This is a genomic window from Alteromonas sp. KC3 (genome assembly GCF_016756315.1).
In the GTDB taxonomy this organism is placed as follows: domain Bacteria; phylum Pseudomonadota; class Gammaproteobacteria; order Enterobacterales; family Alteromonadaceae; genus Alteromonas.
In genome coordinates this window covers 2,693,484-2,717,643 of the sequence record NZ_AP024235.1, presented here as the reverse complement: position 1 = coordinate 2,717,643, position 24,160 = coordinate 2,693,484, and the positions used below count along the sequence as shown (strand labels likewise).

18 protein-coding genes are annotated in these 24,160 nt (G+C 44.5%); 13 read left to right on the top strand and 5 right to left on the bottom strand.

Annotated features, from left to right (window positions below):
• Positions 1-250 precede the first annotated feature (250 nt).
• Positions 251-850 (top strand): BON domain-containing protein, encoded by a 600-nt coding sequence (locus JN178_RS12175; protein WP_202261800.1) that lies wholly within the window; start codon positions 251-253, stop codon positions 848-850.
• Positions 851-1,119: 269 nt separating this feature from the next.
• Positions 1,120-1,497 (top strand): hypothetical protein, encoded by a 378-nt coding sequence (locus tag JN178_RS12170; RefSeq protein WP_202261799.1) that lies wholly within the window; start codon positions 1,120-1,122, stop codon positions 1,495-1,497.
• Positions 1,498-1,574: 77 nt separating this feature from the next.
• Here the strand turns inward: JN178_RS12170 and pyk are convergent, their stop codons facing one another.
• Both pyk and JN178_RS12160 read right to left on the bottom strand, forming a co-directional pair.
• Positions 1,575-3,011 carry a pyruvate kinase gene (gene pyk / locus JN178_RS12165; protein ID WP_202261798.1) on the bottom strand — a complete coding sequence of 479 codons (1,437 nt, stop codon included), beginning with the start codon at positions 3,009-3,011 and terminating at the stop codon, positions 1,575-1,577.
• Between the two features lie 315 nt (positions 3,012-3,326).
• Positions 3,327-4,178, bottom strand: a complete 852-nt coding sequence (locus tag JN178_RS12160; RefSeq protein ID WP_159626062.1) for a MurR/RpiR family transcriptional regulator — start codon at positions 4,176-4,178, stop codon at positions 3,327-3,329.
• A gap of 284 nt (positions 4,179-4,462) precedes the next feature.
• Here JN178_RS12160 and zwf point away from each other — a divergent pair, with 284 nt between their 5' ends.
• Genes zwf through JN178_RS12135 form a run of 5 tightly spaced genes read left to right on the top strand, consistent with a single transcriptional unit; the run spans position 4,463 to position 10,087 of the window.
• Positions 4,463-5,956: a glucose-6-phosphate dehydrogenase gene (gene zwf / locus JN178_RS12155; RefSeq protein WP_202261797.1), complete on the top strand. Its 1,494-nt coding sequence runs from the start codon at positions 4,463-4,465 to the stop codon at positions 5,954-5,956.
• Position 5,957: 1 nt separating this feature from the next.
• Positions 5,958-6,650 carry a 6-phosphogluconolactonase gene (pgl, locus tag JN178_RS12150; protein WP_202261796.1) on the top strand — a complete coding sequence of 231 codons (693 nt, stop codon included), beginning with the start codon at positions 5,958-5,960 and terminating at the stop codon, positions 6,648-6,650.
• A gap of 9 nt (positions 6,651-6,659) precedes the next feature.
• A complete protein-coding gene (gene edd / locus JN178_RS12145) occupies positions 6,660-8,486 on the top strand; it encodes a phosphogluconate dehydratase (RefSeq protein WP_159626056.1) in 1,827 nt (608 codons plus the stop codon).
• Positions 8,486-9,439 (top strand): glucokinase, encoded by a 954-nt coding sequence (locus JN178_RS12140; protein WP_202261795.1) that lies wholly within the window; start codon positions 8,486-8,488, stop codon positions 9,437-9,439. The genes edd and JN178_RS12140 overlap by 1 nt, the downstream gene beginning before the upstream one ends.
• Before the next feature lie 3 nt (positions 9,440-9,442).
• Positions 9,443-10,087, top strand: a complete 645-nt coding sequence (locus JN178_RS12135; protein ID WP_159626052.1) for a bifunctional 4-hydroxy-2-oxoglutarate aldolase/2-dehydro-3-deoxy-phosphogluconate aldolase — start codon at positions 9,443-9,445, stop codon at positions 10,085-10,087.
• Between the two features lie 75 nt (positions 10,088-10,162).
• Here JN178_RS12135 and JN178_RS12130 read toward each other — a convergent pair whose 3' ends face one another.
• Positions 10,163-11,014, bottom strand: coding sequence for a D-hexose-6-phosphate mutarotase (locus JN178_RS12130; protein ID WP_202261794.1), 852 nt, complete (start codon positions 11,012-11,014; stop codon positions 10,163-10,165).
• A gap of 214 nt (positions 11,015-11,228) precedes the next feature.
• Positions 11,229-12,224: a type I glyceraldehyde-3-phosphate dehydrogenase gene (gene gap / locus JN178_RS12125; RefSeq protein WP_159626048.1), complete on the bottom strand. Its 996-nt coding sequence runs from the start codon at positions 12,222-12,224 to the stop codon at positions 11,229-11,231.
• 235 nt (positions 12,225-12,459) lie between these two features.
• On the opposite strand from gap, the gene malQ reads away from it, so the two are divergent.
• From malQ to msrB, 5 genes are all read left to right on the top strand, one after another.
• Complete coding sequence (malQ, locus tag JN178_RS12120; protein WP_202261793.1) at positions 12,460-14,661, top strand: 4-alpha-glucanotransferase; 2,202 nt, start codon at positions 12,460-12,462, stop codon at positions 14,659-14,661.
• 127 nt (positions 14,662-14,788) lie between these two features.
• Positions 14,789-16,975 carry a 1,4-alpha-glucan branching protein GlgB gene (gene glgB, locus JN178_RS12115; RefSeq protein ID WP_202261792.1) on the top strand — a complete coding sequence of 729 codons (2,187 nt, stop codon included), beginning with the start codon at positions 14,789-14,791 and terminating at the stop codon, positions 16,973-16,975.
• A 33-nt stretch (positions 16,976-17,008) separates the two neighbouring features.
• Positions 17,009-19,096 (top strand): glycogen debranching protein GlgX, encoded by a 2,088-nt coding sequence (glgX, locus tag JN178_RS12110; RefSeq protein ID WP_232369556.1) that lies wholly within the window; start codon positions 17,009-17,011, stop codon positions 19,094-19,096.
• Positions 19,097-19,276: 180 nt separating this feature from the next.
• Positions 19,277-20,830: an NADP-dependent phosphogluconate dehydrogenase gene (gndA, locus tag JN178_RS12105; RefSeq protein ID WP_202261791.1), complete on the top strand. Its 1,554-nt coding sequence runs from the start codon at positions 19,277-19,279 to the stop codon at positions 20,828-20,830.
• Positions 20,831-20,943: 113 nt separating this feature from the next.
• Positions 20,944-21,348, top strand: coding sequence for a peptide-methionine (R)-S-oxide reductase MsrB (msrB, locus tag JN178_RS12100; RefSeq protein ID WP_159626038.1), 405 nt, complete (start codon positions 20,944-20,946; stop codon positions 21,346-21,348).
• Positions 21,349-21,498: 150 nt separating this feature from the next.
• Here msrB and JN178_RS12095 read toward each other — a convergent pair whose 3' ends face one another.
• Entirely contained in the window at positions 21,499-22,377 is an 879-nt protein-coding gene (locus JN178_RS12095) for a DUF2989 domain-containing protein (RefSeq protein WP_201283894.1), read from the bottom strand.
• A 149-nt stretch (positions 22,378-22,526) separates the two neighbouring features.
• On the opposite strand from JN178_RS12095, the gene JN178_RS12090 reads away from it, so the two are divergent.
• A complete protein-coding gene (locus tag JN178_RS12090; RefSeq protein WP_159626034.1) occupies positions 22,527-23,972 on the top strand; it encodes a glyceraldehyde-3-phosphate dehydrogenase in 1,446 nt (481 codons plus the stop codon).
• Positions 23,973-24,160 lie beyond the last annotated feature (188 nt).

Below are 24,160 nucleotides of genomic sequence, written 5' to 3'. Positions count from 1 at the left end.
ACGGTTACGCGGTTAAGAATTGTTAATGATTACGCCGGCGAGAAGAGAATAGTTTAGATTCAATGTAGATGTGCTAAATAAGAATTATTATTCTTTGGCGAGTAAAAATTGCTGCAAAGCAAGCAAACTTTTCATCTTAAACATTGCTTGTAGTGTGAAGTTTTTAATATTTTATACTTAAATCAGTACGTTATGCCGTTGGCATTATTTTGGCATTACCCCATTTGAGTTTCGACAAAGGAGAAATGTTATGAAACGCACACTACTTTCTATGATTGTTGCTACATCGTTGACTACTGCAGCTTATGCAGGTGATATGAACTCTGACAACAAGTGGGAAAAGGGCGCCAAAGACGCATGGATTGATGGCAAAGCTGAAGCTACGCTGTTGTTCAATGGCAACCTAGATTCATTCGATATTAACACCGATGTTTCAAACGGCAATGTTGTTCTTACTGGTAAGGTGGATAACTCTGTTGAGAAGAAGCTGGCTGAAGAGCTAGTGTCTAACATCGATGGCGTAAAGTCGGTAGACAACAAACTAACGGTTGTTGCAAGAGCTGACATGGATTCTGATATGTCAGAAGACATGGAAGAGACGTACGACGAAGGTACGAGTGAGTTAACTGACGCGAAAATCGCTACCGTAATTAAAACTCGCCTTCTCATGGATACGGATATCTCTGGTTTTGACATTGATGTCGATGTAGAAAACGGCAATGTAACCCTAACGGGCGATGTCGATTCTGATGCTGAGCGTGACCTTGCGATTGAGATTGCAAAAAATGCATCTGATGTAAAAGATGTCGAAGATAACTTACGTGTGGTGACTGAAACAGCAATGAACTAATTGCGTTTAATCACTGATAGAAAAAGGGGCCTCGAGCCCCTTTTTTGTTTTAATCGACAACTTGTTTTCAACCTCATTTCCCAAACTCTGCTCGACAAACACATCTTTGTTTTGTCGTAGCGTGAAATATTCAAAGCGCTGTGTACAAAATTCCCAACCTTCATTATCAATAAATAGCTAAAATTGCATATATCATTGTTTTATATGGATTTTATTGTTGGCTCGATAACTGCAATCTATCATTAACTAGACGCTTCAAGGAGAGTGGCATGAATATTTTACGCTGGGTTGTTTCGGGATTGGTTGTATCTTTTTTTGTAGTTATCGTTGGAATGGCGAGTAACGGTAGTACTTTTGTGAGTCAAGCGACAGCGGATGATCAAGAGCGTGAGCTTCATCCAGATATTGTGAAAATAGAAGGCACGTATTCGCAAGTTAAATTCGATTTAAGTAGAAAGTCTCATTTGCTACGCAAGATGCGTATGGACCATTACATTGCACAAGCAAAACAAGCTGACTTGCGTGGGTGGGACCATGAGCGCAAAGATTTGATTGAACGCGCTGAAAACATTTTGTCGCATCATTTAACCCAATATGCGGTTAGTGTTCAAAACGATGCAGAATCGTATTCTGTATCTTCAATCTAAATAAAAAAAGCGAAGCCTGACGTCAGGCTTCGCTTTTATTCTTTTAGCGCTCTATGCCATTCTTTAAATTATTAGTCTTACTCTACATCGACAATTTTAAGCGTATTGGTTGCACCTACTTTTTCCATCTCGTCACCGTAGGTCAAAATAATGCTGTCACCGCTTTTCACTAAGCCTTTCTCTTTAAGTGAAGCAATAACGTCATACTTCAAGCGACCTGGCTCACTTTGTGATGAGTCAAAGTAAACCGGCTTGACGCCGCGGCAAAGCGCCATCGTATTTAGTGTTGTTTCGTGACGTGACATTGCAATTATTGGCAACGATGTCGTGATGCGTGACATCAGCGTTGGCGTGCTTCCGCTTTCGGTCAAACCAACAATTGCCTTAACACTTGGCAGGTGGTTTGCTGCGTAAACTGCTGAAAGTGCAATTGACTCACTGGTAGACGAGAATTGTTCGTCCATGCGGTGCTTTGAAATTTTAACACTTGGATGTGTTTCTGCACCTTCACAAACGCGCGCCATAGCCGCAACCGTTTCAATAGGGTAGTTACCCGCGGCTGTTTCAGCAGACAACATCACCGCATCGGTACCGTCAAGCACTGCGTTAGCTACATCCATAACCTCTGCGCGCGTTGGCATTGGGCTATCAATCATCGACTCCATCATTTGCGTTGCGGTAATGACCACTTTGTTAAGCTGACGAGAGCGCGCGATAAGCTTCTTCTGTACACCTACAAGCTCGGCATCGCCAATTTCAACCCCTAAATCACCACGAGCAACCATTACGGCATCCGATGCACTAATGATATCTGTCATAGCTTCGTCAGTTGCAACGGTTTCAGCGCGTTCTACTTTGGCACAAATTTTTGCGTAGCAACCTGCTGCTTCAGCCAGTTCGCGAGCATAATTTAGATCTGCGCCGCTGCGTGGGAACGATACGGCAAGGTAATCTACGCCAATCTTAGCGGCTGTTTTGATATCTTCTTTGTCTTTTTCAGTCAACGCATCGGCAGAAAGGCCACCACCTTGGCGGTTGATGCCTTTATTGTTTGATAGCTTACCACCTACAGTTACTTCGGTGATGACTTTACGACCTTCTACACCAGTCACTTTAAGCTGAATACGGCCGTCGTCTAGCAATAATATATCACCCGCAGAAACGTCGTCTGGCAGAGCTTTGTAGTCGATACCCACTTGCTGGTCGTTACCTTCGTCACGTCCAAGCTCTGCATCTAAAACGAATTTAGCGCCAATCTCTAGATGAACAGAACCTTGTGCAAAACGTGCAACGCGAATTTTAGGGCCTTGGAGATCGCCTAAAATTGCAACGTATTTGCCTAAGTTTTTGGCCGCCTGACGAACGCGTTTAGCGCGTTCAATATGGTCTTCTGCTTGACCGTGAGAAAAATTCATTCGTACTGTATTTGCGCCTGCGGCAATCAGTGCTTGAATTTTTTCTAATGAGTCGGTTGCTGGACCTAAGGTGGCAAGAATTTTCGTTCTTCTAGTCATGAGATTCCGTCGCTGTTTCTGTAGTTAGAAATGACAAAGAGTGTTAGGTGAATATTATTAAAATAGTCACCTGTAATCGCTTTACGTAATTTTATTACAGAATAGTAGTTGAATTTGACAAAAATGTGAATGAAAGAAAGAAAAAGTCATAACTGGCTCGACCAGTTAAGCGGCTTTAACTTACAATGTGAACAAATAATAGACTAAGTAAGGTGTGGTTGCTTAATAACAAACGCGGTTTTCTGGTATTGGGGTCAAATTATCAAGTGAAGGCAAGCGAATGATGAAATCAACTCGCTTGCCCTGTTGCAGCTGTTAGTCGTTGCGTTTCTCATACCGAGAACCGCGAAGGGTATCTTTAACGCGCTTCAGGTTTTCTCTGAATTTGTTTCCGCGGCGCAGTGTAAAGCCAGTAGCTAACACGTCTATAAGCGTAAGCTGTGCAATACGCGATGCCATTGGCATGTACATGTCGGTATCTTCAGGTACTTCAAGCGATAAAACGTAACTGCACTCTTGTGCCAACGGGCTATCTGCCGATGTTATTCCAACGACAGTAGCGTCATTCATTCGCGCTATTTGTGCAATCTCTACCAAGCTCTTTGTGCGACCGGTGTGGCTTATAAGCACTACAACGTCACCATCTGAGCAATTCATACAACTCATGCGTTGCATCAAGATGTCTTCAAAATAAACAACGGGTACGTTAAAACGGAAGAATTTATTTAGTGCATCGTGAGCGACCGACGCTGATGCGCCGAGTCCGAAAAATGAGATCTTCTGTGCTTGTGTAAGCAAATCTACCACGCGATTGACGACATTGACATCGACAGACTGTCGCGCAACCTCAAGTGACGCCATGGTAGATTCAAAAATTTTATTGGTGTATTCGTCTGGGCTATCGTTCTCGTCAACATGGCGATTAACGTATGGCGTACCATTGGCAAGGCTTTGCGCTAAATGTAATTTGAAATCGGGGAAGCCTTTGGTGTCTAGTCTTCTGCAGAAGCGGTTAACCGTTGGCTCACTTACATCCGACATTTTAGCAAGTGTTGCTATACTCGAATGAATGGCTGTTTGAGGGTTCGCAAGAATAACCTCTGCCACCTTTTTCTCAGATTTGCTAAACGCCGCTTTATTTTGTGTAATTTTTTCTAAAATGTTCATACAGATATAGCAATTAAATAACGCAAGTTGTTGTAAGGTACATCTGTAATAGTACCCAATGTGACGACTGTGACAAGAAAAATGTAATTTTTTGACATTTTTTATTGTTTTGGCGAGGTTAAATCAGGGTAAACTGAGGGAAACAACAAAGATTCAGATCCTGTAGTTGGTTCAAGTTGTAATTTTACTACATTTGGTGTTAACTATACGGTAAAAATAGTCGTTAGTGTTGTAAATAACTGTACAATACGCCGCGGACACATACATTTAAAAGGTCGACGAATATGGTATTGGATAATTCCTACGATCCCTGTGATTTTGTACTTTTCGGTACATTGGGTGATCTTTCACGACGCAAGTTATTGCCTTCATTATATCAGCTTGAAAAAGCAAACCTGATGCATCCAGACACCACTATTGTGGGTGTTGCGCGTCAGGAAATGTCTTTAGATGAGTACGTTGAAGAAGTTCACACAAACCTTATTAAATTTGGTGAAAAGAACTTATGTGAAGAAACATGGGCACGCATGAAAGCGCGTTTACATTATGCTTGTGTTGATATGAAAGACGTAGAGAGCTATTGCGTTCTTGATGACCATGTTGACCCTACGCGCACCATGGTGTGTTACCTTGCTACACCACCGGCGATTTACGGTGATATTTGTCGTGGTTTGCACAGCTGCAAGATTATCGACTCAAGCGTGCGTGTAGTGCTTGAAAAGCCAATCGGACACGATTTGGCATCGTCAAAAGTTATTAATGAGCAAGTTGCTGAATACTTCGACGAAAAACAAATCTATCGAATTGACCACTACCTTGGCAAAGAAACAGTACTTAACCTGGTTTCATTGCGTTTTGCGAACTCAATTTTTGCGACGAACTGGGATCATAATTGCATCGATCACGTTCAAATTTCAGTTGCTGAATCGGTTGGTATTGAAGGGCGCTGGGGTTATTTTGATGACGCAGGTCAAATGCGCGATATGGTGCAAAACCACTTGCTACAAATCCTTAGCTTGGTCGCAATGGAGCCGCCGACAACACTTGACGCTGACAGCATTCGCGATGAAAAACTGAAGGTACTTAAAGCGCTGCGTCCTATTAACTCATTCAACATCAACGATAGTACCGTGCGCGGTCAGTACACATCGGGATTTGTTAAAGGTGAAGAAGTGCCTGGTTACCTTGAAGAAGAGGGCGCTAATACACAAAGCAGAACGGAAACGTTTGTGGCTATCAAGGCTGAGATTGACAACTGGCGTTGGGCTGGTGTGCCATTCTACCTTCGTACAGGTAAGCGCATGCCAACCAAGGTCAGTGAGGTTGTTATTTACTTTAAGCGTCAGCCTCACAACTTATTTGGCGACAGCTTCAAGAACCTTCCACCTAATAAGTTAGTAATCCGCTTACAGCCTGATGAGGGTGTTGAAATCACGGTAATGAACAAAGTACCGGGTCTTACGAGTTCAGGTTCTATGGATTTGCAAAAATCTAAGCTTAACTTGAGTTTCTCTGAGGCATTTGCAGACGAGAGAATCCCTGATGCCTATGAAAAGCTATTACTAGAAGTCATGTTGGGTAACCAAGCGCTATTCGTTCGCCGCGATGAAATTGAACAGGCGTGGACGTGGGTAGACTCTATTCTTGAAGCGTGGAAGCAATCAAGCGAGCCACCAGAGCCGTATCAAGCTGGTACATGGGGACCTGTAGATTCAATTGGTTTGCTAGCGCGTGAAAACCGTAGCTGGTATGAAAGCAAAACAGCGAAGAAGAAATAAGATGGCGTTAACAACACTTTCATTTGAAACTCCTGATGCGCTGACCAATGCGTTTGCAGAAGACTTAGTAAGTATCCTTAAAACGGGCATTAAAACCCGTGGTCGCGCTTCACTTGTGGTCAGTGGTGGACGTACTCCATTGGCGTTATTCAAGCAACTCAGCGAAACCGACCTAGAGTGGGATAAAGTTGATATTACATTAGCTGACGAGCGCTGGGTTGAAGAAAGCCATGAGGCGAGTAATACCAGCTTAGTAAAGCAGAACTTAATTCAAAATAAAGCCGCGGCAGCTCGTTTTATCGAGTTAAAAAGCGAAGCAGAAGATGCAAAAGACGGTGTGAGCATTGCAGAGAAAAACCTTGAAGCAATGTCTCAGCCTTTCGATGCGTTAATTCTAGGAATGGGTGAAGATGGCCATACGGCGTCACTTTTTCCATGCTCAGAGCAAGTGCTAGACGGCTTAAATATGGACAGCGGCAGAACGTGCATTGCTGTTCAACCTACAACAGCACCTCACCAACGTATTTCATTGACGCTACCAGCGTTGCTCAATAGCCGTAATATCTTTTTGCACCTTACAGGTGAAAAGAAGAAGCATGTCTTGCTAGACGCTATTGAAAATGCCACCGAAGCGCAAAAGCCCATCACTGCCGTTGTGAATAGAGCACCGGTAACTTTGATGTGGGCGCCATAGGAGACGATTATGAACCCCAAAATTGCTGAAGTTACGCAACGAATCATCGAGCGTAGTAAAGAAACCCGTAAGGCGTACCTAGAGAAAATTGAACATGCACGACGTCAAGGTCCGCACCGTGGCGCATTGTCATGCGGTAACTTAGCCCACGGCTTTGCTGCCTGTGGTACAAGTGAAAAAGCAGATCTTCGCTCTATGACAAAAGCCAACGTGGCGATTGTTTCTGCATATAACGACATGCTTTCAGCTCACCAGCCTTATGAAACTTATCCAGCGCTTATCAAAGAAGCGGTGAAAGAAGTTGGTAGTGTAGCACAGTTCGCTGGTGGTGTTCCGGCAATGTGTGATGGCGTAACGCAAGGTCAATCAGGTATGGATTTAAGCCTGATGAGCCGCGATAACATTGCGCAGGGCGCAGCTATTGCGTTGTCTCATAACATGTTTGATAGCGCGTTGATGTTGGGTATCTGTGACAAAATCGTACCAGGGCTACTAATTGGTTCTTTGACATTTGGCCACCTTCCAACAGTTTTCGTTCCAGCAGGCCCAATGCCTTCTGGTTTGCCGAACAAAGAAAAGGCACGCGTACGTCAGCAGTTTGCGGAAGGCAAAGTAGGTCGCGACGCATTGCTAGAAGCTGAGTCGCAGTCTTATCACTCAGCGGGAACCTGTACGTTCTACGGTACAGCTAACTCTAACCAGTTAGTGGTAGAAATGATGGGCTTACACCTGCCTGGCTCGTCGTTTGTAAACCCAGGCACGCCATTACGTGATGCATTAACAAAAGCCGCTGCAGTGCAAGCAACACGCTTAACTGATTTGGGTGATAATTACACGCCAATTGGCCACATTGTAGACGCGAAAGCGATTGTAAACGGACTCGTAGGCTTGTTAGCTACAGGTGGTTCAACAAACCACACTATGCACTTGATTGCCGTTGCTCGTGCTGCTGGTTATATCGTGAACTGGGATGATTTTTCAGACATTTCAAACGCAGTGCCACTACTTACGCGCATTTACCCCAACGGGTCTGCTGATATCAACCACTTCGTTGCCGCAGGCGGTATGTCTCTCTTAATTAGACAACTACTTGATGCCGGTCTACTGCACAACGATGTGAAAACCATTTGCGGTGAAGGCTTAGACTTCTATACCAAAGAGCCAGTGCTTATTGATGGCGAGCTTGAGTGGCGTGATGGTCCTACTGAATCATTAGACAAAGACGTATTGGCAACCGTGGAAGCGCCATTTAAACCAGACGGTGGTTTGAGCGTTCTTGACGGTAATTTAGGGCGTGGCGTAATTAAGACATCTGCACTTCGTACGCCTCACTGCACCCTCAAAGCGCCTGCAGTTGTATTTGAAGACCAGTTTGAACTTGACGAAGCATTTAAATCTGGTGCGCTCGATAAAGATTGTATCGTAGTAGTTCGCTTCCAAGGGCCTTCTGCCATTGGTATGCCTGAGCTACACCGATTAACACCGCCACTTGGTGTACTTCAAGATCGCGGCTTTAAAGTTGCATTGGTGACAGACGGCAGAATGTCTGGTGCATCGGGTAAAGTACCAGCTGCAATTCATGTTACGCCAGAAGCTTACAAAGGCGGTTTGCTTGCAAAAGTACACGACGGCGACTTAATAGAATTAAACACCGTGACTGGCGAATTAACACTACATGTTGATGATGCGACATTAGCGGCACGTGAAGCGCAACCTGCCAATCTTGCAAAGCATCATGTCGGTATGGGACGTGAAATGTTTGCAGGAATGCGCGCGATGCTAACGGGTGCAGAAGAAGGTGCATGTTCACTGTTCTACACACAGGAGCAAGCATAATGGGGCAGAAATTTGTCGCAGATGTAGGCGGGACTAATATACGTCTAGCGCGTGTGACCGAATCTGGTGTGGCTGATATCAAAAAATACATGTGTAATGACTTTGCCAGTATCGATTTGGCAATAGCACAGTATTTTGCTGATATGCCCGAATATGCTTTTACCGAAGGGTGTATTGCTATCGCGTGCCCGGTACTTGGCGATCAGGTAGAAATGACCAACCACAGTTGGGCATTTTCACAAAACGCGCTTCGTTCTCAATTAAAGTTGAACGCACTGTATGTCATCAATGATTTTACTGCAGTGGCGCACTCATTGCCTGTGCTTGGTGACGAGCAAGTTGTCCAAATAGGTGAGGGTAACGCAAAACCTAACGGTAATATTGCGGTATTTGGCCCAGGTACAGGGCTTGGCGTTGAACATATCACAATGACAACGTCAGGTTGGCAAACCTTAGACGGTGAGGGCGGTCATGTGGACTTTGCCCCTGTTGATGAGACCGACATCATTGTTTGGCGCCATCTACAGTCAACGTTTGGTCGAGCTTCTGCTGAAGAAGTTATGTCTGGTCGAGGCCTACATAATATCTATACTGCACTCGCTAAACATGCCGGTGAGCCGGTGACGTTCACCGAGCCTGCGCAAATCACTGAAGCGGCATTGTCGGGAAGCTGTAAATTAGCTGAAGCCACATTGACCCAATTTTGCCGCATTATGGGTAGTTTTGCGGGTAATCTGGCGTTGAACATGGCGACAACGGGCGGCATCTTTATTGGTGGCGGTATCGCAAATCGTTTCCCTGAGTTTATCCAAAACAGTGACTTTAGAGCACGTTTTGAAGCAAAAGGGCAAATGAAACATTACGTCAAAGACATTCCTACCTATTTGATAGCAGAGCCTGACCATGGTCTTCTTGGTGCTGCTGCTTATCTGAACCAAAATACAGCGAGCTAAATTATGACAACGAAATGGAAATACTCACCAGAGGAAATTTTTGCAGCCGGTCCTGTGGTACCTGTATTGGTTATCAACGATGTTGAAAAAGCTGTACCTTTGGCAAAAGCGCTAATGGAAGGTGGAATTAAAGTACTGGAAGTGACACTGCGTACGCCTGCTGCAATAGATGTGATTAAACGCATTGCACAAGAGGTGCCAGATTCACTTATCGGAGCAGGCACGGTAACCAATGCTCAGCAGTTGAAAGCAGTCGTAGAAGCAGGAGCGAAGTTTGCAATCAGCCCTGGTATGACAGCTGACTTATTGAAAGCGGGTATGGATGCTGAAATTCCGCTTATTCCAGGTATTTCATCTACGTCTGATCTAATGAAAGGCAAAGATGCAGGCTACACACATATGAAATTCTTCCCAGCAGAAGCGTCAGGTGGTGTGAAAGCCATAAAGTCAATCAGCGGTCCTTTCCCTGATGTGACATTCTGCCCAACGGGTGGTATTGGTCCAAATAACTACAACGATTACTTAGCACTAAATAACGTTAAGTGTGTGGGCGGTTCGTGGTTAGCACCAGATGATGCCATTGAAGCGGGTGATTGGGCACGTATAACGCAATTGGCAAAAGAAGCGGTTGCTGGCGCTGCTAAGTAATATCAGGTGTACTGATTTTCAAAAAAACCTGCCATTTGGCAGGTTTTTTTATTCCTATAAAAAGAGTGGATTTGCTTAGAGGGGAACGATAACTTGCGTCAGCGCGTGGCGCTCACCAGGGGCAAGCGTTTTTCCTTTTGTAATCGCCGATTCTACGCATAGCATATGCTTGTAACCAAATGGATCCATATCTGAGATAGAGGCTGCGCCTTGCCATGGATTCCATACCACGACAGAGTCATTGCCTTGAGAATTTACCGACGTAAATGCTTGATTGCTCACTTCAATCGTTGCATTCTCAATCGCCTCTACATGGATACGATCTGTTTCCCCTGTAATTAGATAGGGCGAGGGCGTAGGTTTAAGCCCCCAATCATCCAACTTATCTTTAAATTCTCCATGCATACCTGTTAACTGAGTGTCCTGAATGTGGTCAACATGGAAATAAGTATGCAGTGCACAGTTGTAGTCAAAGGGCACTACACCTGTGTTCTGAGTTTCCAAAGAGACGCTTAGGGTGTCACCAACCTGTATAACAAGTTGTACCGCACAGTCATATTCAAAGCCTTCTGCACGTGAAAAACTTGGAGAAAGTGTAATTTCAGTACCTGATTCAGTATCTCTAGAATCAATTAATTTCCATACTTGTGTACGCAAGAAACCGTGAGCGGGCAGGGCGCCTTTTTCTCTACCGTGGTCGTCGCTAAACCATGGCCAGCAAACAGGAATACCGCCGCGAATCGGGCGCTCTCCATTCAAGTAAGCGTGAGGGCTCACCCATAAACGTTCTTTGTTGTCCTTTTTAGGTACATACGACAGCACATGACCGCCAAATAAACTAATTCGGGCTACAGCGTTACTATTTTCAATATCTAAAAAAGTCAGTCCGTTAGACTCACTAACGTTCACTGAATTAACGGGCGGCATAAACCCTCCTTGGACAAACGTTTTTAAAAACGAAGTGACAGAGCACAAGTGATTGTCACGGAAACAAAAGGCGCTAGCGTTACTTTATATTATAGAAAACTAATAAGTATTTAGCGCTCGGAAAACAAAAAAGGTGCAAGCTTATTGCTTACACCTTTTAGATTAACTCAACTTTACAACAAGTTAATTAAATATTTGTTCTAAATGATACTTTTTATTTAGAAATATGGGCAACTAGGTCTAATACCTTGTTTGAATAACCCCATTCGTTGTCGTACCACGATACTAATTTAACAAAAGTATCAGTTAGCGCGATACCAGCTGTTGCGTCGAATACCGATGTGCGAGCGTCACCAATAAAGTCATTAGAAACTACCGCATCTTCGGTGTAACCCATAATGCCCTTTAGTTCGCCTTCAGACGCTGCCTTCATCGCCGCACAGATATCTTCGTAGCTTGTCGGTGTTGCAAGGTTAACCGTTAGGTCTACCACTGAAACATTAGGCGTAGGTACGCGGAATGCCATACCCGTTAATTTACCATTAAGCGCTGGAATTACTTTGCCAACAGCTTTCGCTGCACCTGTTGAAGAAGGAATGATGTTTTGACCTGCACCGCGACCGCCGCGCCAATCTTTCATTGATGGACCATCAACGGTTTTTTGCGTTGCTGTTGTAGCGTGCACTGTTGTCATTAGGCCATCAACAATACCAAATTTGTCATTCAATACTTTTGCCAGTGGTGCAAGACAGTTCGTTGTGCACGACGCATTAGAAACAATTGTTTCGCCAGCGTAGCTATCTTGGTTAACACCCATAACAAACATTGGGGTGTCGTCTTTAGAAGGTGCTGACATAACAACTTTCTTGGCACCTGCTTCAATATGCTTAGCAGCCGTTTCTTTGGTAAGGAACAAACCTGTAGATTCAACAACTACATCTACGTTCACTTCGTCCCATTTTAGTGCTGCTGGGTCTCTTTCAGACGTAATGCGGATAGTCTTGCCATTTACAACAAGGTTATTGTTGTCTACGGTTACATCACCGTCGAATAATCCGTGTGTCGAGTCGTACTTCAATAGATAAGCAATGTAGTCCGTGTCTAGTAAGTCGTTAATAGCTACAACTTCAATGTCCTGACGCTCTGCTGCTGCGCGCATTACTAAACGTCCAATACGGCCAAAACCATTGATACCGATGCGAATTGTCATAACGTACCCCGATTATTTAAATAAAATGAAAATAAATTACGTAAAGTATGGATCAAAATGCCATAATTAGCAAAATAAAAAGCTAAAGTGTTGCAAAATTACGAACAATGGCTTTTGCAATCGTATTCAGATTTCGCCAAAGCCTTGTTTCTAGAATAATGTTAAAAAATTGTTTGTAGACGCACTATGCTTTCTCTTTGATGCGTTTTTCACCGAATAACAGGAATGACACACAATGACACAACAACTTCTGCAGCAACTGGTTGAAATGCGGGGAATCGAAACCCAATATGTTGACGCATGGGGTAAACCTGCAACCATCGCAGAATCAAGCAAAGCTAAGTTGCTTAACGTATTAGGTTATGACACCTCAAGTGACGAACAAATTCAGTCTCAAATTGCCAAAGACATTCAATCAGTCTGGCTTTCTGTGCTTAATCCTGTTCAAGTCGTTCGTGCTCACGAAGACATTAACCTTGCAGTTCGACTTCCAATTGAATTAGTTAATGACGAACATGTGCTTGTTGTGACTTGTGAAAACGGTGATGTACTTGAACATCGTTTTACGCCGGTTGACCAAGAAATGACGACAATGGCACACATAGACGACGTAGAGTTTCATGAATACGTTGTAACCCTGCCTTTGGATTTACCACTCGGTTACCACGATGTTGTGTTGATGGCTGATGATGACCAGTTAGGGACATCACGCATAATTCGTGCACCACAGGCGTGTTACACCCCACAAGAAATTAAAGACGGCAAAAAAATTTGGGGCCTTAGCGTTCAGCTTTATTGTGTGCGTAGTGAGAAAAATTGGGGTATTGGTGATTTTTCTGACTTAGCATTGCTTATCGAAAAAGCAGCAAGCGTTGGTGCAGACTTTATTGGCCTTAATCCCATCCATGCATTGTATCCTGCTAACCCAAATGCCTGCTCACCTTATGGTCCAAGTTCACGCCGCTGGTTAAACTATTTGTATATCGATGTAACCGCAGTTGAAGGTTATGACGATAAATCGGTGCAGGATGTCGTGACAGGCGATGACTTTAACGCAACGCTTGCCCATGCTCGAAATGTTGAGCATGTTGACTACGAAGCCGTTGCTCAATTAAAACTTGCTGCACTTAAAGCAGTATTCGATGTTTATGATGCCAAATATCTACGCAAAAACACAAAGCAAAACAAAGCGTTTAAAGCGTTTGTTGAAGCAGGTGGCGAGAGCCTAGACATGTTGGCAGTGTACGACGCGCTGCAGTCTCACCTAAAAGCAGAAGGCAAAGAAAGTTGGGGTTGGCCAGTATTTCCAAAAGAATACAAAGACTACCACAACCCAGCGGTTGCTAAATTCAAGAAGGCCAACGAGCAAGACGTTAAATTTTATTTGTTCTTGCAATGGATTGCTGCACAGCAGCTCGAGGCTGCTAGCAACAAGGCTTCTGAAGCTGGCATGACCATTGGTCTGTACCGCGACCTTGCGGTAGGGGTAAGCGAAGGCAGCGCTGAAATTTGGGGCAATAAAGATTTGTATTGTACAGATGCAAGTGTTGGTGCACCGCCTGATATTCTTGGCCCTCTAGGTCAAAATTGGGGCCTACCTCCGATGGACCCTCGCAAGCTTTACGAGCAAGGCTATCAACCCATTATCGACCTCTTTGCTTCAAATATGGCATCGTCCGGATCACTTCGTATCGATCACGTAATGGCACTTTTGCGCTTGTGGTGGGTTGTGAAGGGCGACAACGCTAAAGACGGTGGCTATGTTTATTATCCGGTAGACGATCTTCTGGGAATTTTGGCGCTTGAAAGCGTGCGCAATGAAAGTTTAGTCATTGGAGAAGACCTCGGAACAGTACCAGAAGAGATTCGTAGTAAGCTGGCTGAAAACGGTGTTTACTCTTACCGTGTATTCTTTTTCGAACAAGCGGAAGATGGCGGTTTCTTCTCGCCAAGTCATTACCCAGTACAATCAATGTCTACATTGACCACGCATGACATGCCGACATTAATTGGGTATTGGCATTGCCTAGACTTAGAGTTAGGCAAAGAAATTGGGCTTTATCCAACAGAAGAAATTTTGCAGACACTTTACGCAGATCGACATGAAAACAAACAAGCCATTCTTGACACGCTTCATGGACACGGTTCTGTAGCAGAACATGTAGGTCGCGATGTGAATTACACCGGCATGAACCGAGAGCTTAATAACGGAATGCAAGTTCACATGGCGGGAGGTTCAAGTGCGCTGTTGAGTTTACAACTTGAAGATTGGCTTGAGATGGATAAGCCTGTAAATATTCCAGGTACGTTCGATGAGTATCCTAACTGGCGCAGAAAGCTTACTGAAAACATCGAATCGATGTTCAACAGAGATGACATTAACGATTTGGCATCTAAGCTTACACACGCTAGAAAGCAGGCGAGCGGCAACAAGTAGCGCGTCTTAAGGCCGGTAAAAATTAAGGAGTGACGAAAGACTTCTTAATCGAGTAAGATAAAGCGTCACTATTGACACTTTACTAAAACAAACCCGCTTTAGTGCGGGTTTTTAATAGGAGTAGCGAATGCAATTAGCGCAGCAGTTAGAACAGGCATTATGTTCACAGCCGTTTTCTCAACTAGGTGTTTTAGAAGACAAAGGAGAGTACTTACTTCGCGTTTATCGTCCAGACGCAAAGTCGGTGACAGTCAAGTGGGAAAGTGCAGCGCTAGCAGACGTTACTCTGCAATCTAACGGTGGTGGTCTTTACGAAGGGCGTATTTCACAGCTACAAGCGAAGACCCTGTATCGCGTTTTTGTCGACAGTGACAACGCGCAATTCGATTATGTCGATCCTTATCAATTTACTGACAATGCCTTTCATGCTGTTCATTATATCGATGCTAGTCCCGCAAACTTGTATCAACAAGCTGGTGCACAGCTAATCTCGCTTGGTGACGAACAGGGCACCACGGTAGCCGGTGTCAGATTTTGTGTGTTTGCGCCAAATGCCTCATCGGTATCTGTTATTGGTGACTTTAATGGCTGGGACGGGCGCTTACACCCAATGGAAAAAACCTCAATGGGTTACTGGGTTTTATGTGTTCCAGAGCTAGCTGAAGGTGAGCGGTATAAATACCAAATTAAGGATGCGAGGGGCCATGACCTACCGCACAAAGCTGACCCGTTAGGGTTTAGCGCTGAGCAGTATCCCTCACACGCGTCAAAAGTGTACAACCACAACAATTATGAGTGGGGTGACAGCACTTGGATGTCAAAGCGTAGCGTTAATAAGTACGAAACGCCAATGAGTGTTTATGAAGTGCATTTGGGGTCGTGGAAGCGTCCTGGTGATGACAGTGACGCGCGCTATCTCTCTTATCGCGAACTCGCTGACGATCTCATTGGTTATGTCAGTGATATGGGATATACCCATTTAGAATTACTCCCTATTTCTGAGTTCCCTTTTGACGGTTCTTGGGGCTACCAACCCGTGGGTATGTTTGCACCTACAAGTCGCTTCGGTAATCCAGACGAATTTAAGTACTTTGTTGACCGATGTCACCAAGCCGGTATCGGCGTTATCATAGATTGGGTGCCTGCGCATTTTCCAGAAGATGGTCACGGTCTTGCTCGCTTTGATGGTTCGTGTGTTTATGAGTATGAAGATCCTCGCAAGGGATGGCATCCCGATTGGAACTCGTGTATTTACGACTTTGGAAAAGACACCGTCCGTCAATTTTTAGTCGCTAATGCGCTGTATTGGTTGGATAAATTCCACGTAGATGGTTTGCGTGTCGACGCAGTCGCTTCAATGCTATATCTGGATTATTCACGTAATGACGGCGAGTGGATCCCGAATGTAGATGGCGGCAACGAAAACTACGAAGCGATTAGTTTACTTAAGTGGATGAATGAAGAAGTGTACAAGCATTTCCCTGATGCAATGACCATTGCGGAAGAGTCCACTTCTTTTCCTAAAGTATCCCGTCCTGTATTCGACGGTGGGTTAGGGTTCGGTTTCAAATGGAATATGGGGTGGATGCACGACTCCCTTCACTATATCGCCAAAGACCCTGCTTATCGCAACTATCATCATGGCGACATTACGTTCAGCATGGTGTATGCCTTTGACGAAAATTTTGTGCTGCCCATTTCTCACGATGAAGTCGTTCATGGAAAGGGGAGTATGTTGCGTAAAATGCCTGGTGACGAGTGGCAACAAGCCGCAAACCTTCGCTGCTACGCAGGCTTCATGTTCGGTCATCCAGGTAAAAAACTCAATTTCATGGGCAATGAGCTTGGACAATCACGCGAATGGAATCATGATGCGAGTTTAGATTGGCACTTACTTGACTTTGATAAGCACGCGGGAATACAAGCACTTTACAGAGCGCTAAATCATCTCTACAAAAATACTCCAGCGCTATATGAACAGGACCATAATCCTGCAGGGTTTGCGTGGATTGATCACAATAATGCAGAGCAGAGCGTAGTCTCTTTTGTCCGCTCTGCGAAAAACGGCCGTCAAAAGGTATACGTAGTATCGAATTTCACGCCGGTGCCACGCAACAATTTTAGAATTGGCGTGGATGATGCTTGCCGTTTGACGTTAGCACTTAATACTGATGATAGTGCTTATTGGGGGAGCGGCTACGCGGTTGTGGAACACGTAACATCGACACCAACACCGTGGAACGAAAGACAGCATTCAGTAGAGATTAATTTGCCGCCGCTTTCTACTGTGTTTTATGTCACAGACGCTCAATAAATTTCACACAATCACATAGTTTAAGAGAGACAAGTGAACGAACATCGCAAAAATTTGCTTGCTGCAGAACATAGTGTGGGTGAGGCGTTTCCTCTTGGAGCAACGCCGACACCTGATGGATGCAATTTTGCAGTTTATGCGCCCGATGCGAAGGCCGTTATACTGTGCTTTTTTAACAAAGATACTGAAGAAGCGACCGTTGAGCATGTACTGCCTGAGAAAACCGGTGACATCTGGCACGGCTATTTTAGCGGTGTAAAAGCAGGGCAATATTATGGGTATCGCGTAGAGCGTGGCGAGGGCGGTCTTCATGCTGCAAACACGCATAAACTGCTCATCGATCCTTATGCTAAAAAGCTTAGTCGCCCGATAAAGTGGGATGCCAGACAATACAAGCATGATTCTCAATTTATGATACCTAAGTGTATCGTTATTGATGATGAAAACTATGCCAAGCCAGTCATAACCTCACCTAAGGTACCCAAGCACAAGCGTATTGTTTATGAAGCGCATGTCAAAGGACTTACAAAGCTACACCCGGACGTACCAAAAGCGCACCAAGGCAAGTTTCTAGGCGCTGCTCATCCCAGTGTTATTAAGCACTTGAAGGCATTAGGTATAACAACAGTGCAGTTCATGCCACTTTGTTCGTTCATGCCTGAGCCCTTTATTACCGAGAAAGGATTAACCAACTACTGGGGATATAACCCAGTAAACTTCTTTGCTCCAGAGCCGCGCTATGGCGTCAGCGACGCATTAGCTGAATTGCAAGAGATGGTGGCAGCATATCACCGCGCTGGGCTAGAGGTTATTGTGGACGTTGTGTTTAATCACACCGCTGAAGCAGGGAAGGGAGGGCCGATACTGTCATACAAAGGCTTTTGCCCTTATCAAGCTTATCTCCTAGAGCAAACTAAAACGGGTGAGTTGGTTTATTCGAATCATTCAGGCTGTGGCAATACAATTAACACCGCACAACCTTTTATGATGGGACTGATTTTAGATGCAATGCGCCATTGGGTATCGGTTATAGGCGTAGACGGTTTTCGCTTTGACCTTGCTGTAAGCCTAGGGCGTGAACCTCAGCAATACAATAAAAAATCCGGACTATTGCGTGCTATTAGCAGTGACCCTGTGCTGAAAAATAAAGTGTTGTTGGCTGAGCCTTGGGATATTGGACCAGGTGGATACCAGGTTGGCAATTTCCCTTCTCCATGGCTTGAGGTGAATGATAAATATCGCGACACCGTGAGAGCGTTTTGGCGTGGTGACGACGGCGTAACAGCTGACTTTGCGACAAGGTTGATGGGGTCGCGGGATATCTTTCATAAAGGTCATCGCCATATCAGCACGTCAGTAAATAATATCTCGTACCACGATGGTTTTACACTTCACGACATGGTGACCTACGCAGAGCGTCATAACCTGGACAATTTGGAAGAAAATCGCGATGGGCACGGGCACAACCTGTCAGCCAATTATGGTGTTGAAGGGGAAACATCAAACCCAGACATTATTGCCATGCGCGAGAGACAAAAACGCAATTTGTTTGCCACACTGATTTTCTCTCAAGGTACGCCGCACGTTCTTGGTGGGGATGAACTAAGTCGTACGCAAAAAGGTAACAACAATGCTTATTGTCAAGATAATCCCATTAGTTGGTTTAACTGGGAGCTTAATAAGCGAAAGCAGGATTTCTTGCGTTTTTGCCAGTATGTCATTCGATTGCGGCAATCGTCGTCTTTATTAAGCGAGCTCAAGTTACACGATGATACTTATCATTTGTCGCGAAACGTTAAGGAAATAAATTGGTATAAACCAGACGGCTCCGATAAAGCGTCAGAAGACTGGAATGCTTTGCACAATAAAGCGTTTGGTGTAGAGATTAAAGGGTGTGCTTCGGGAACACAAAAGCCAGAGCATTGGTTTTTATGCGTCAATGCGAGCGAAAATGATGTACGCTTTCACTTACCGTCTGTTTTACCACGAGGTGGATGGACGATGCATTTAGATACGCGTTATGCGTCACTTGAAGAGCAGCCTTCAATTTGTATCCAGAAAGTATTTCTTCAGGCGAGTTCGTCGTTGACATTGTTCAGTTTCGCCAGCTTTGACGCATAGCACCAAGCTTAATTACGCACCGTTTTAGGTATGACATACCTAAAAATAGTAAAAAACGTGGCGAATACATTTACCATTGGCGACAAATACGGCATACCGTACTAAATTGTTGATGTTTGGCTGTTCTTTATTAGTTCAGGTGGTATCATGCGCTCCCATCTGAAATGTGAGGGTGTTCCTATGCAAAATAAAGGTGGTAATTCGCACGATGATAATGCGTGCGACATTGGTTTTATCGGTTTGGGGGTGATGGGTAGCAACCTAACCATGAACCTCGTTGATCACGGATACCGCGTAGCGTGTTTCGATTTAGATCAAAACAAAGTTGAATCCATTCTAGCAAAAGACGCAAGTGAAAGAGGTGAGGACACTGAGCCTCGCGTTGAAGGCTGCAGTTCTTACACCGAGCTTTTGAGCAAATTAAAAGCCCCTCATCTTATCATTATTTCTGTGCCAGCGGGCGACCCGGTAGATCATGTTTGCAACCACCTAATTGATGCGGGCATTCACGCTGATGACATTGTCGTAGATACCGGCAACAGCTTATGGACAGACTCTGTTGCACGTGAAGAGCAATATAAGGGTAAGTTTATTTTCTTCTCTACCGCTGTTTCGGGTGGCGAAGTAGGTGCACGTTTCGGTCCTTCATTAATGCCGTCGGGCAACCCGTATGCCTGGACACGCATTGAACCCGTTTTAAAGTCAATTGCCGCTAAAGTTGATCCTGAAACAGGCAAACCTTTAGAAAGTCACACACCAGGAAAGCCGGTGTTAGAAGGCGAGGCATGTGCAACATACATAGGGCCTGTTGGTGCGGGACACTATGTGAAAATGGTACACAACGGCATTGAATATGCTGACATGCAGCTTATTTGTGAAACGTACCACGTAATGCGCCAAGCATTACACATGGCGCCTGCTGAAATAGCTGAAGTTTTCCGTCGTTGGAATGAAGGCAAACTAAATAGCTACCTAATGGAAATTAGCGCCGAAGTTCTTGAGCAACTTGATCCAGAAACCAAGCAGCCCCTTGTTGATGTTATTCTCGATAGAGCCGGGCAGAAAGGCACAGGGCTGTGGACCGCAGTGAGTGCGCTTCAAGTTGGTAGCCCTGCGCAAACCATTACCTCTGCTGTATTTGCTCGTAGCATCTCAAGTTTAAAAGAGGAGCGCATAGCGGCAAGCAAAGTACTAGCTGGTCCTGATGCCCCAGTGTTCAATGATGAACAGAAAATGTCTATCATTAACAAGCTTGAACAAGCGTTATACTGCTCTAAAATTTGTGCCTATGCTCAAGGTTTCCAGCTTATGGCAATGGCAGGCAAAGAGCACGGCTGGACGTTGGAGTTTGGTGAAATCGCAAAAATTTGGCGCGCTGGTTGTATTATTCGCGCCGTATTTCTTCAGTCGATCTCTAAAGCGTACGAAAACAATGAAGACTTGGCCAACCTGCTTATGGATCCGTATTTTGCAGAGCAAATCACTCAATACCAAGCAGACTGGCGTGAATCAATAGCACAAGCAACGCTAGCTGGAGTGCCGTGCCCATCGATGATGTCGGCGTTGAGCTACTACGATTCATATCGTACTGCTGTGTTACCCGCTAATTTGCTGCAAGGGCAGCGTGATTATTTCGGCGCGCATACTTATCAACGTATAGACAAGCCAGCTGGTAAGAAGTATCACATCGAATGGAGTGATCCTTCACGTCCACAAACTGCTATTAAAAAATAGTACTCGAGCTTGAAACAAGTGACGCGCTTAGATAATGAATTTTAGGCGTAACAAGACCATTAAAAGGTGTATTTGGCAGCAAGTACACCTTTTTTCATTGTAAGAGGTAATGTATGTCAAAAACGAATACCCAATGGCGTGACACGCTCAGTGAAGAAGAATACCGTGTATGCAGAGAGGCGGGCACAGAGCGACCATTTACGGGCGCGCTGCTTGATGAAACGCGAAATGGCCTATATGTGTGTAAGTGTTGCGAGGCACCATTGTTTCCGTCGGATACCAAGTTTGATGCTGGTTGTGGTTGGCCATCTTTTTACAAACAGTTAGAAGATGGAAATGTTGATTATCGAGAGGACTTATCTCATGGCATGCGACGAGTAGAAATTTTCTGTAAGCAATGCGGTTCGCATTTAGGTCACGTTTTTCCGGACGGTCCTGAGCCAACGGGGCAACGTTACTGTGTGAATTCAGTCTCAATGACCTTTAAGGGTGAAAATAACACCGTAGTAAAAGGCTAGCGCCACACAGCCTGAACAGAAATAAGGTAAACATCTGGTTAAAAAGTGAGCGCTTTTCGTAGCCACTTTCAAAATGATATAAAAAACCGCCTATAAAAGGCGGTTTTTTTGTTTTTGGTAATGAATTTTTGTGAAAGTTACTTTCAGAAATTAGAGTTTATTTAGCTTAAGTTTTTCGGCATTGAACGTGTTGCTGTTTAACGCGCTTGTGATGTCATCAATAATGTTGTTCAGAATATCAACAGGGAGATCATAAGTTTTGCCTAGTTGTTCGCGCTGAATACTCGGTAATGCATCATCAAACTCTTCTGCAACGCCATACCATACGTAAGCCAATCGATAGTTTTCGCTATCCATGCCAATGCTTGCTAGTGAATGGTAAATGCCGATATCAATATTGTCGCTGTCAGTGTATAGACCTAGCGCTCGATACAGGGTTGTTAAGGCACGCTGTTGATCAGTTTTAATTTGCACAGAGGCAAGAGAAACTAATAGTTCGGGGTCGGTCACGCGGTCACTCGCGGCAAAGCGCTCAAAGCGATGAAACGCATCTTGGTCGTTATATCGTGTCCAGTGGTAATAAGAAAGGTAAGGGTCAAGGGAGGTTTTAGTCTCTCTGCTTAACCGTTTTATTTCGTTGCGTGCGGTAATAACGCCTTTTAAGCGTGTGGCTTCTTTACCTTTGCGTTTAACATGTTCTATATGCTGTACCTCTTCGACACATTCTAAATACTCTTCAAAATGCAATAACAGAGGATACTTATAGGCATCGTCTTTATTGTCTTGATTGTAATAGCGAAGGCGAATGATATCGGCACGCTCAAAACGGCACCGTGCATCTAAGCTTAAGTCTAAGCATAGCTCACTGTGCGTTTCGCAAATCTCGCTGATTGTCGGTTCAAATAAATCACCGCACCCCGCTAAAAGGGGCACTGTTAAAATACCTGCCAACACCGTTCTTATTTTATTGCGCCAGTTTGTTGGAAACTTACTAAATAATGCAGCGTTCAACGCGCTTTTTATGGGCATTATGAAACTTATCAACAATTTGGTCATCCTTGTGTGTTTATTTAAGATACTGCTCGTCACCGTCAGACGAAACCTCACCTAGTGTACCCTAAAAATAATAAAAAGCTGACGTGCAACTAACGCAATTTTTTATCGATGAAGGCAGAAGCATGAATCAACAGTTTGAGCAGGAATTACAAAGCAGCTGGCAAGAGCGTCAGGAATACGCGGAAATGATGTTGCCCCTTATTGGTAAGTTATACCGAAATAAGGCAGTAGAAATTTCAGTTTATGGCCGCTCGCTACTTAACGCTAGTGCCATTGATGTTATTAAAGCGCATCGTAAAGTGCGCCTGCACGAAGGTATTAAACTACGTTTACGTGAAAGCTACCCAATTTTAGAAGCATTAAGCAATATGCAACTTGCGCCAGCGCAAATTGATATTGGCAAATTAGCCTTCGATTTCCATTATGGTTCTGCGGTTGACAACAACGACCTTACGGCCTACCTCAACGAAAAACTAAATGACGTTGCCGGTAAAGAGGACGATCAGAAGCCTCAAGACGTTGTACTATATGGTTTTGGCCGTATAGGTCGTTTATTAGCGCGTTTGTTAATTGAGCGCCAGGGTAAAAATAATAAACTTCGTTTGCGCGCTATCGTAGTGCGCGGCGGTCGCGATGGCGATCTTGAAAAGCGTGCAAGTTTACTGCGTCGCGATTCTGTACATGGTCCATTCAACGGCAGCATCACTATTGATCACGAGCGCAACGCACTTAAAGCAAACGGCTCGTACATTCAGGTGATCTACGCTAACAGCCCTGATGAAGTAGACTACACGCAATATGGAATTGATAATGCAATCATTATTGATAATACAGGTATCTGGCGTGACCGCGATGGTCTAGGTCTTCACCTAAAAGCGAAAGGCGCTGCAAAAGCAATTTTGACTGCCCCGGGCAAAGGTGACATTAAAAACATCGTTCACGGTGTAAACGACGAGGAAGTTACAGCTGAAGACACCATTGTTTCTGCTGCGAGCTGTACAACCAATGCTATTACGCCAGTGCTTAAAGCGCTTGACGAAGAGTACGGTATAGACAACGGTCACGTTGAAACCGTGCACTCTTACACTAACGACCAAAACCTTATCGATAATTATCACAAAGGTGACCGTCGTGGTCGCAGTGCGCCATTAAACATGGTTATCACTGAAACAGGGGCGGCAAAAGCTGTGGCGAAAGCGTACCCTAAGTTGGCAGGAAAGCTAACGGGTAATGCCATTCGCGTACCTACCCCTAATGTGTCATTGGCTATCCTTAACTTGAACCTTAAGACATCAGTAGACCGCGTTGCAGTCAACGAGTTCTTGCGCGATACGGCGTTGTTCTCAAAACTTCAACACCAGATTGACTACACTGCAAGTAAAGAGATTGTATCAACAGACTTGGTTGGCTCTCGCGCTGCATCGGTAGTTGATTCTCAAGCAACAATCGCAGCAGATAACCGCCTTACACTTTACGTGTGGTATGACAATGAATTTGGTTATAGCTGTCAGGTACTGCGCGTTGTGCGCGATATGGCTGGACTAAGCTTTCCTACACTGCCACTTTAAGCAGCAAAAGGGTTCACCCAACGCGGTTGTAAACCACTAAATTGTTCAAAAAACCGACCCAATAGGTCGGTTTTTTATTGGTGTAAACAATTTGTTTACTTTTAGTGTGATAAAACCCTCTTGTCCGCGTGGTATTTGTATTGGTGTCTATGCTAAATTAGCGCACAAATAATGAGGAAAACGACAGT

Coding starts and splice junctions, on each gene's coding strand:
- JN178_RS12175 (WP_202261800.1), top strand. CDS start 251: ATGAAACGCACACTACTTTCTATGATTGTTGCTACATCGTTGACTACT.
- JN178_RS12170 (WP_202261799.1), top strand. CDS start 1,120: ATGAATATTTTACGCTGGGTTGTTTCGGGATTGGTTGTATCTTTTTTT.
- pyk (WP_202261798.1), bottom strand. CDS start 3,011: ATGACTAGAAGAACGAAAATTCTTGCCACCTTAGGTCCAGCAACCGAC.
- JN178_RS12160 (WP_159626062.1), bottom strand. CDS start 4,178: ATGAACATTTTAGAAAAAATTACACAAAATAAAGCGGCGTTTAGCAAA.
- zwf (WP_202261797.1), top strand. CDS start 4,463: ATGGTATTGGATAATTCCTACGATCCCTGTGATTTTGTACTTTTCGGT.
- pgl (WP_202261796.1), top strand. CDS start 5,958: ATGGCGTTAACAACACTTTCATTTGAAACTCCTGATGCGCTGACCAAT.
- edd (WP_159626056.1), top strand. CDS start 6,660: ATGAACCCCAAAATTGCTGAAGTTACGCAACGAATCATCGAGCGTAGT.
- JN178_RS12140 (WP_202261795.1), top strand. CDS start 8,486: ATGGGGCAGAAATTTGTCGCAGATGTAGGCGGGACTAATATACGTCTA.
- JN178_RS12135 (WP_159626052.1), top strand. CDS start 9,443: ATGACAACGAAATGGAAATACTCACCAGAGGAAATTTTTGCAGCCGGT.
- JN178_RS12130 (WP_202261794.1), bottom strand. CDS start 11,014: ATGCCGCCCGTTAATTCAGTGAACGTTAGTGAGTCTAACGGACTGACT.
- gap (WP_159626048.1), bottom strand. CDS start 12,224: ATGACAATTCGCATCGGTATCAATGGTTTTGGCCGTATTGGACGTTTA.
- malQ (WP_202261793.1), top strand. CDS start 12,460: ATGACACAACAACTTCTGCAGCAACTGGTTGAAATGCGGGGAATCGAA.
- glgB (WP_202261792.1), top strand. CDS start 14,789: ATGCAATTAGCGCAGCAGTTAGAACAGGCATTATGTTCACAGCCGTTT.
- gndA (WP_202261791.1), top strand. CDS start 19,277: ATGCAAAATAAAGGTGGTAATTCGCACGATGATAATGCGTGCGACATT.
- msrB (WP_159626038.1), top strand. CDS start 20,944: ATGTCAAAAACGAATACCCAATGGCGTGACACGCTCAGTGAAGAAGAA.
- JN178_RS12095 (WP_201283894.1), bottom strand. CDS start 22,377: ATGCCCATAAAAAGCGCGTTGAACGCTGCATTATTTAGTAAGTTTCCA.
- JN178_RS12090 (WP_159626034.1), top strand. CDS start 22,527: ATGAATCAACAGTTTGAGCAGGAATTACAAAGCAGCTGGCAAGAGCGT.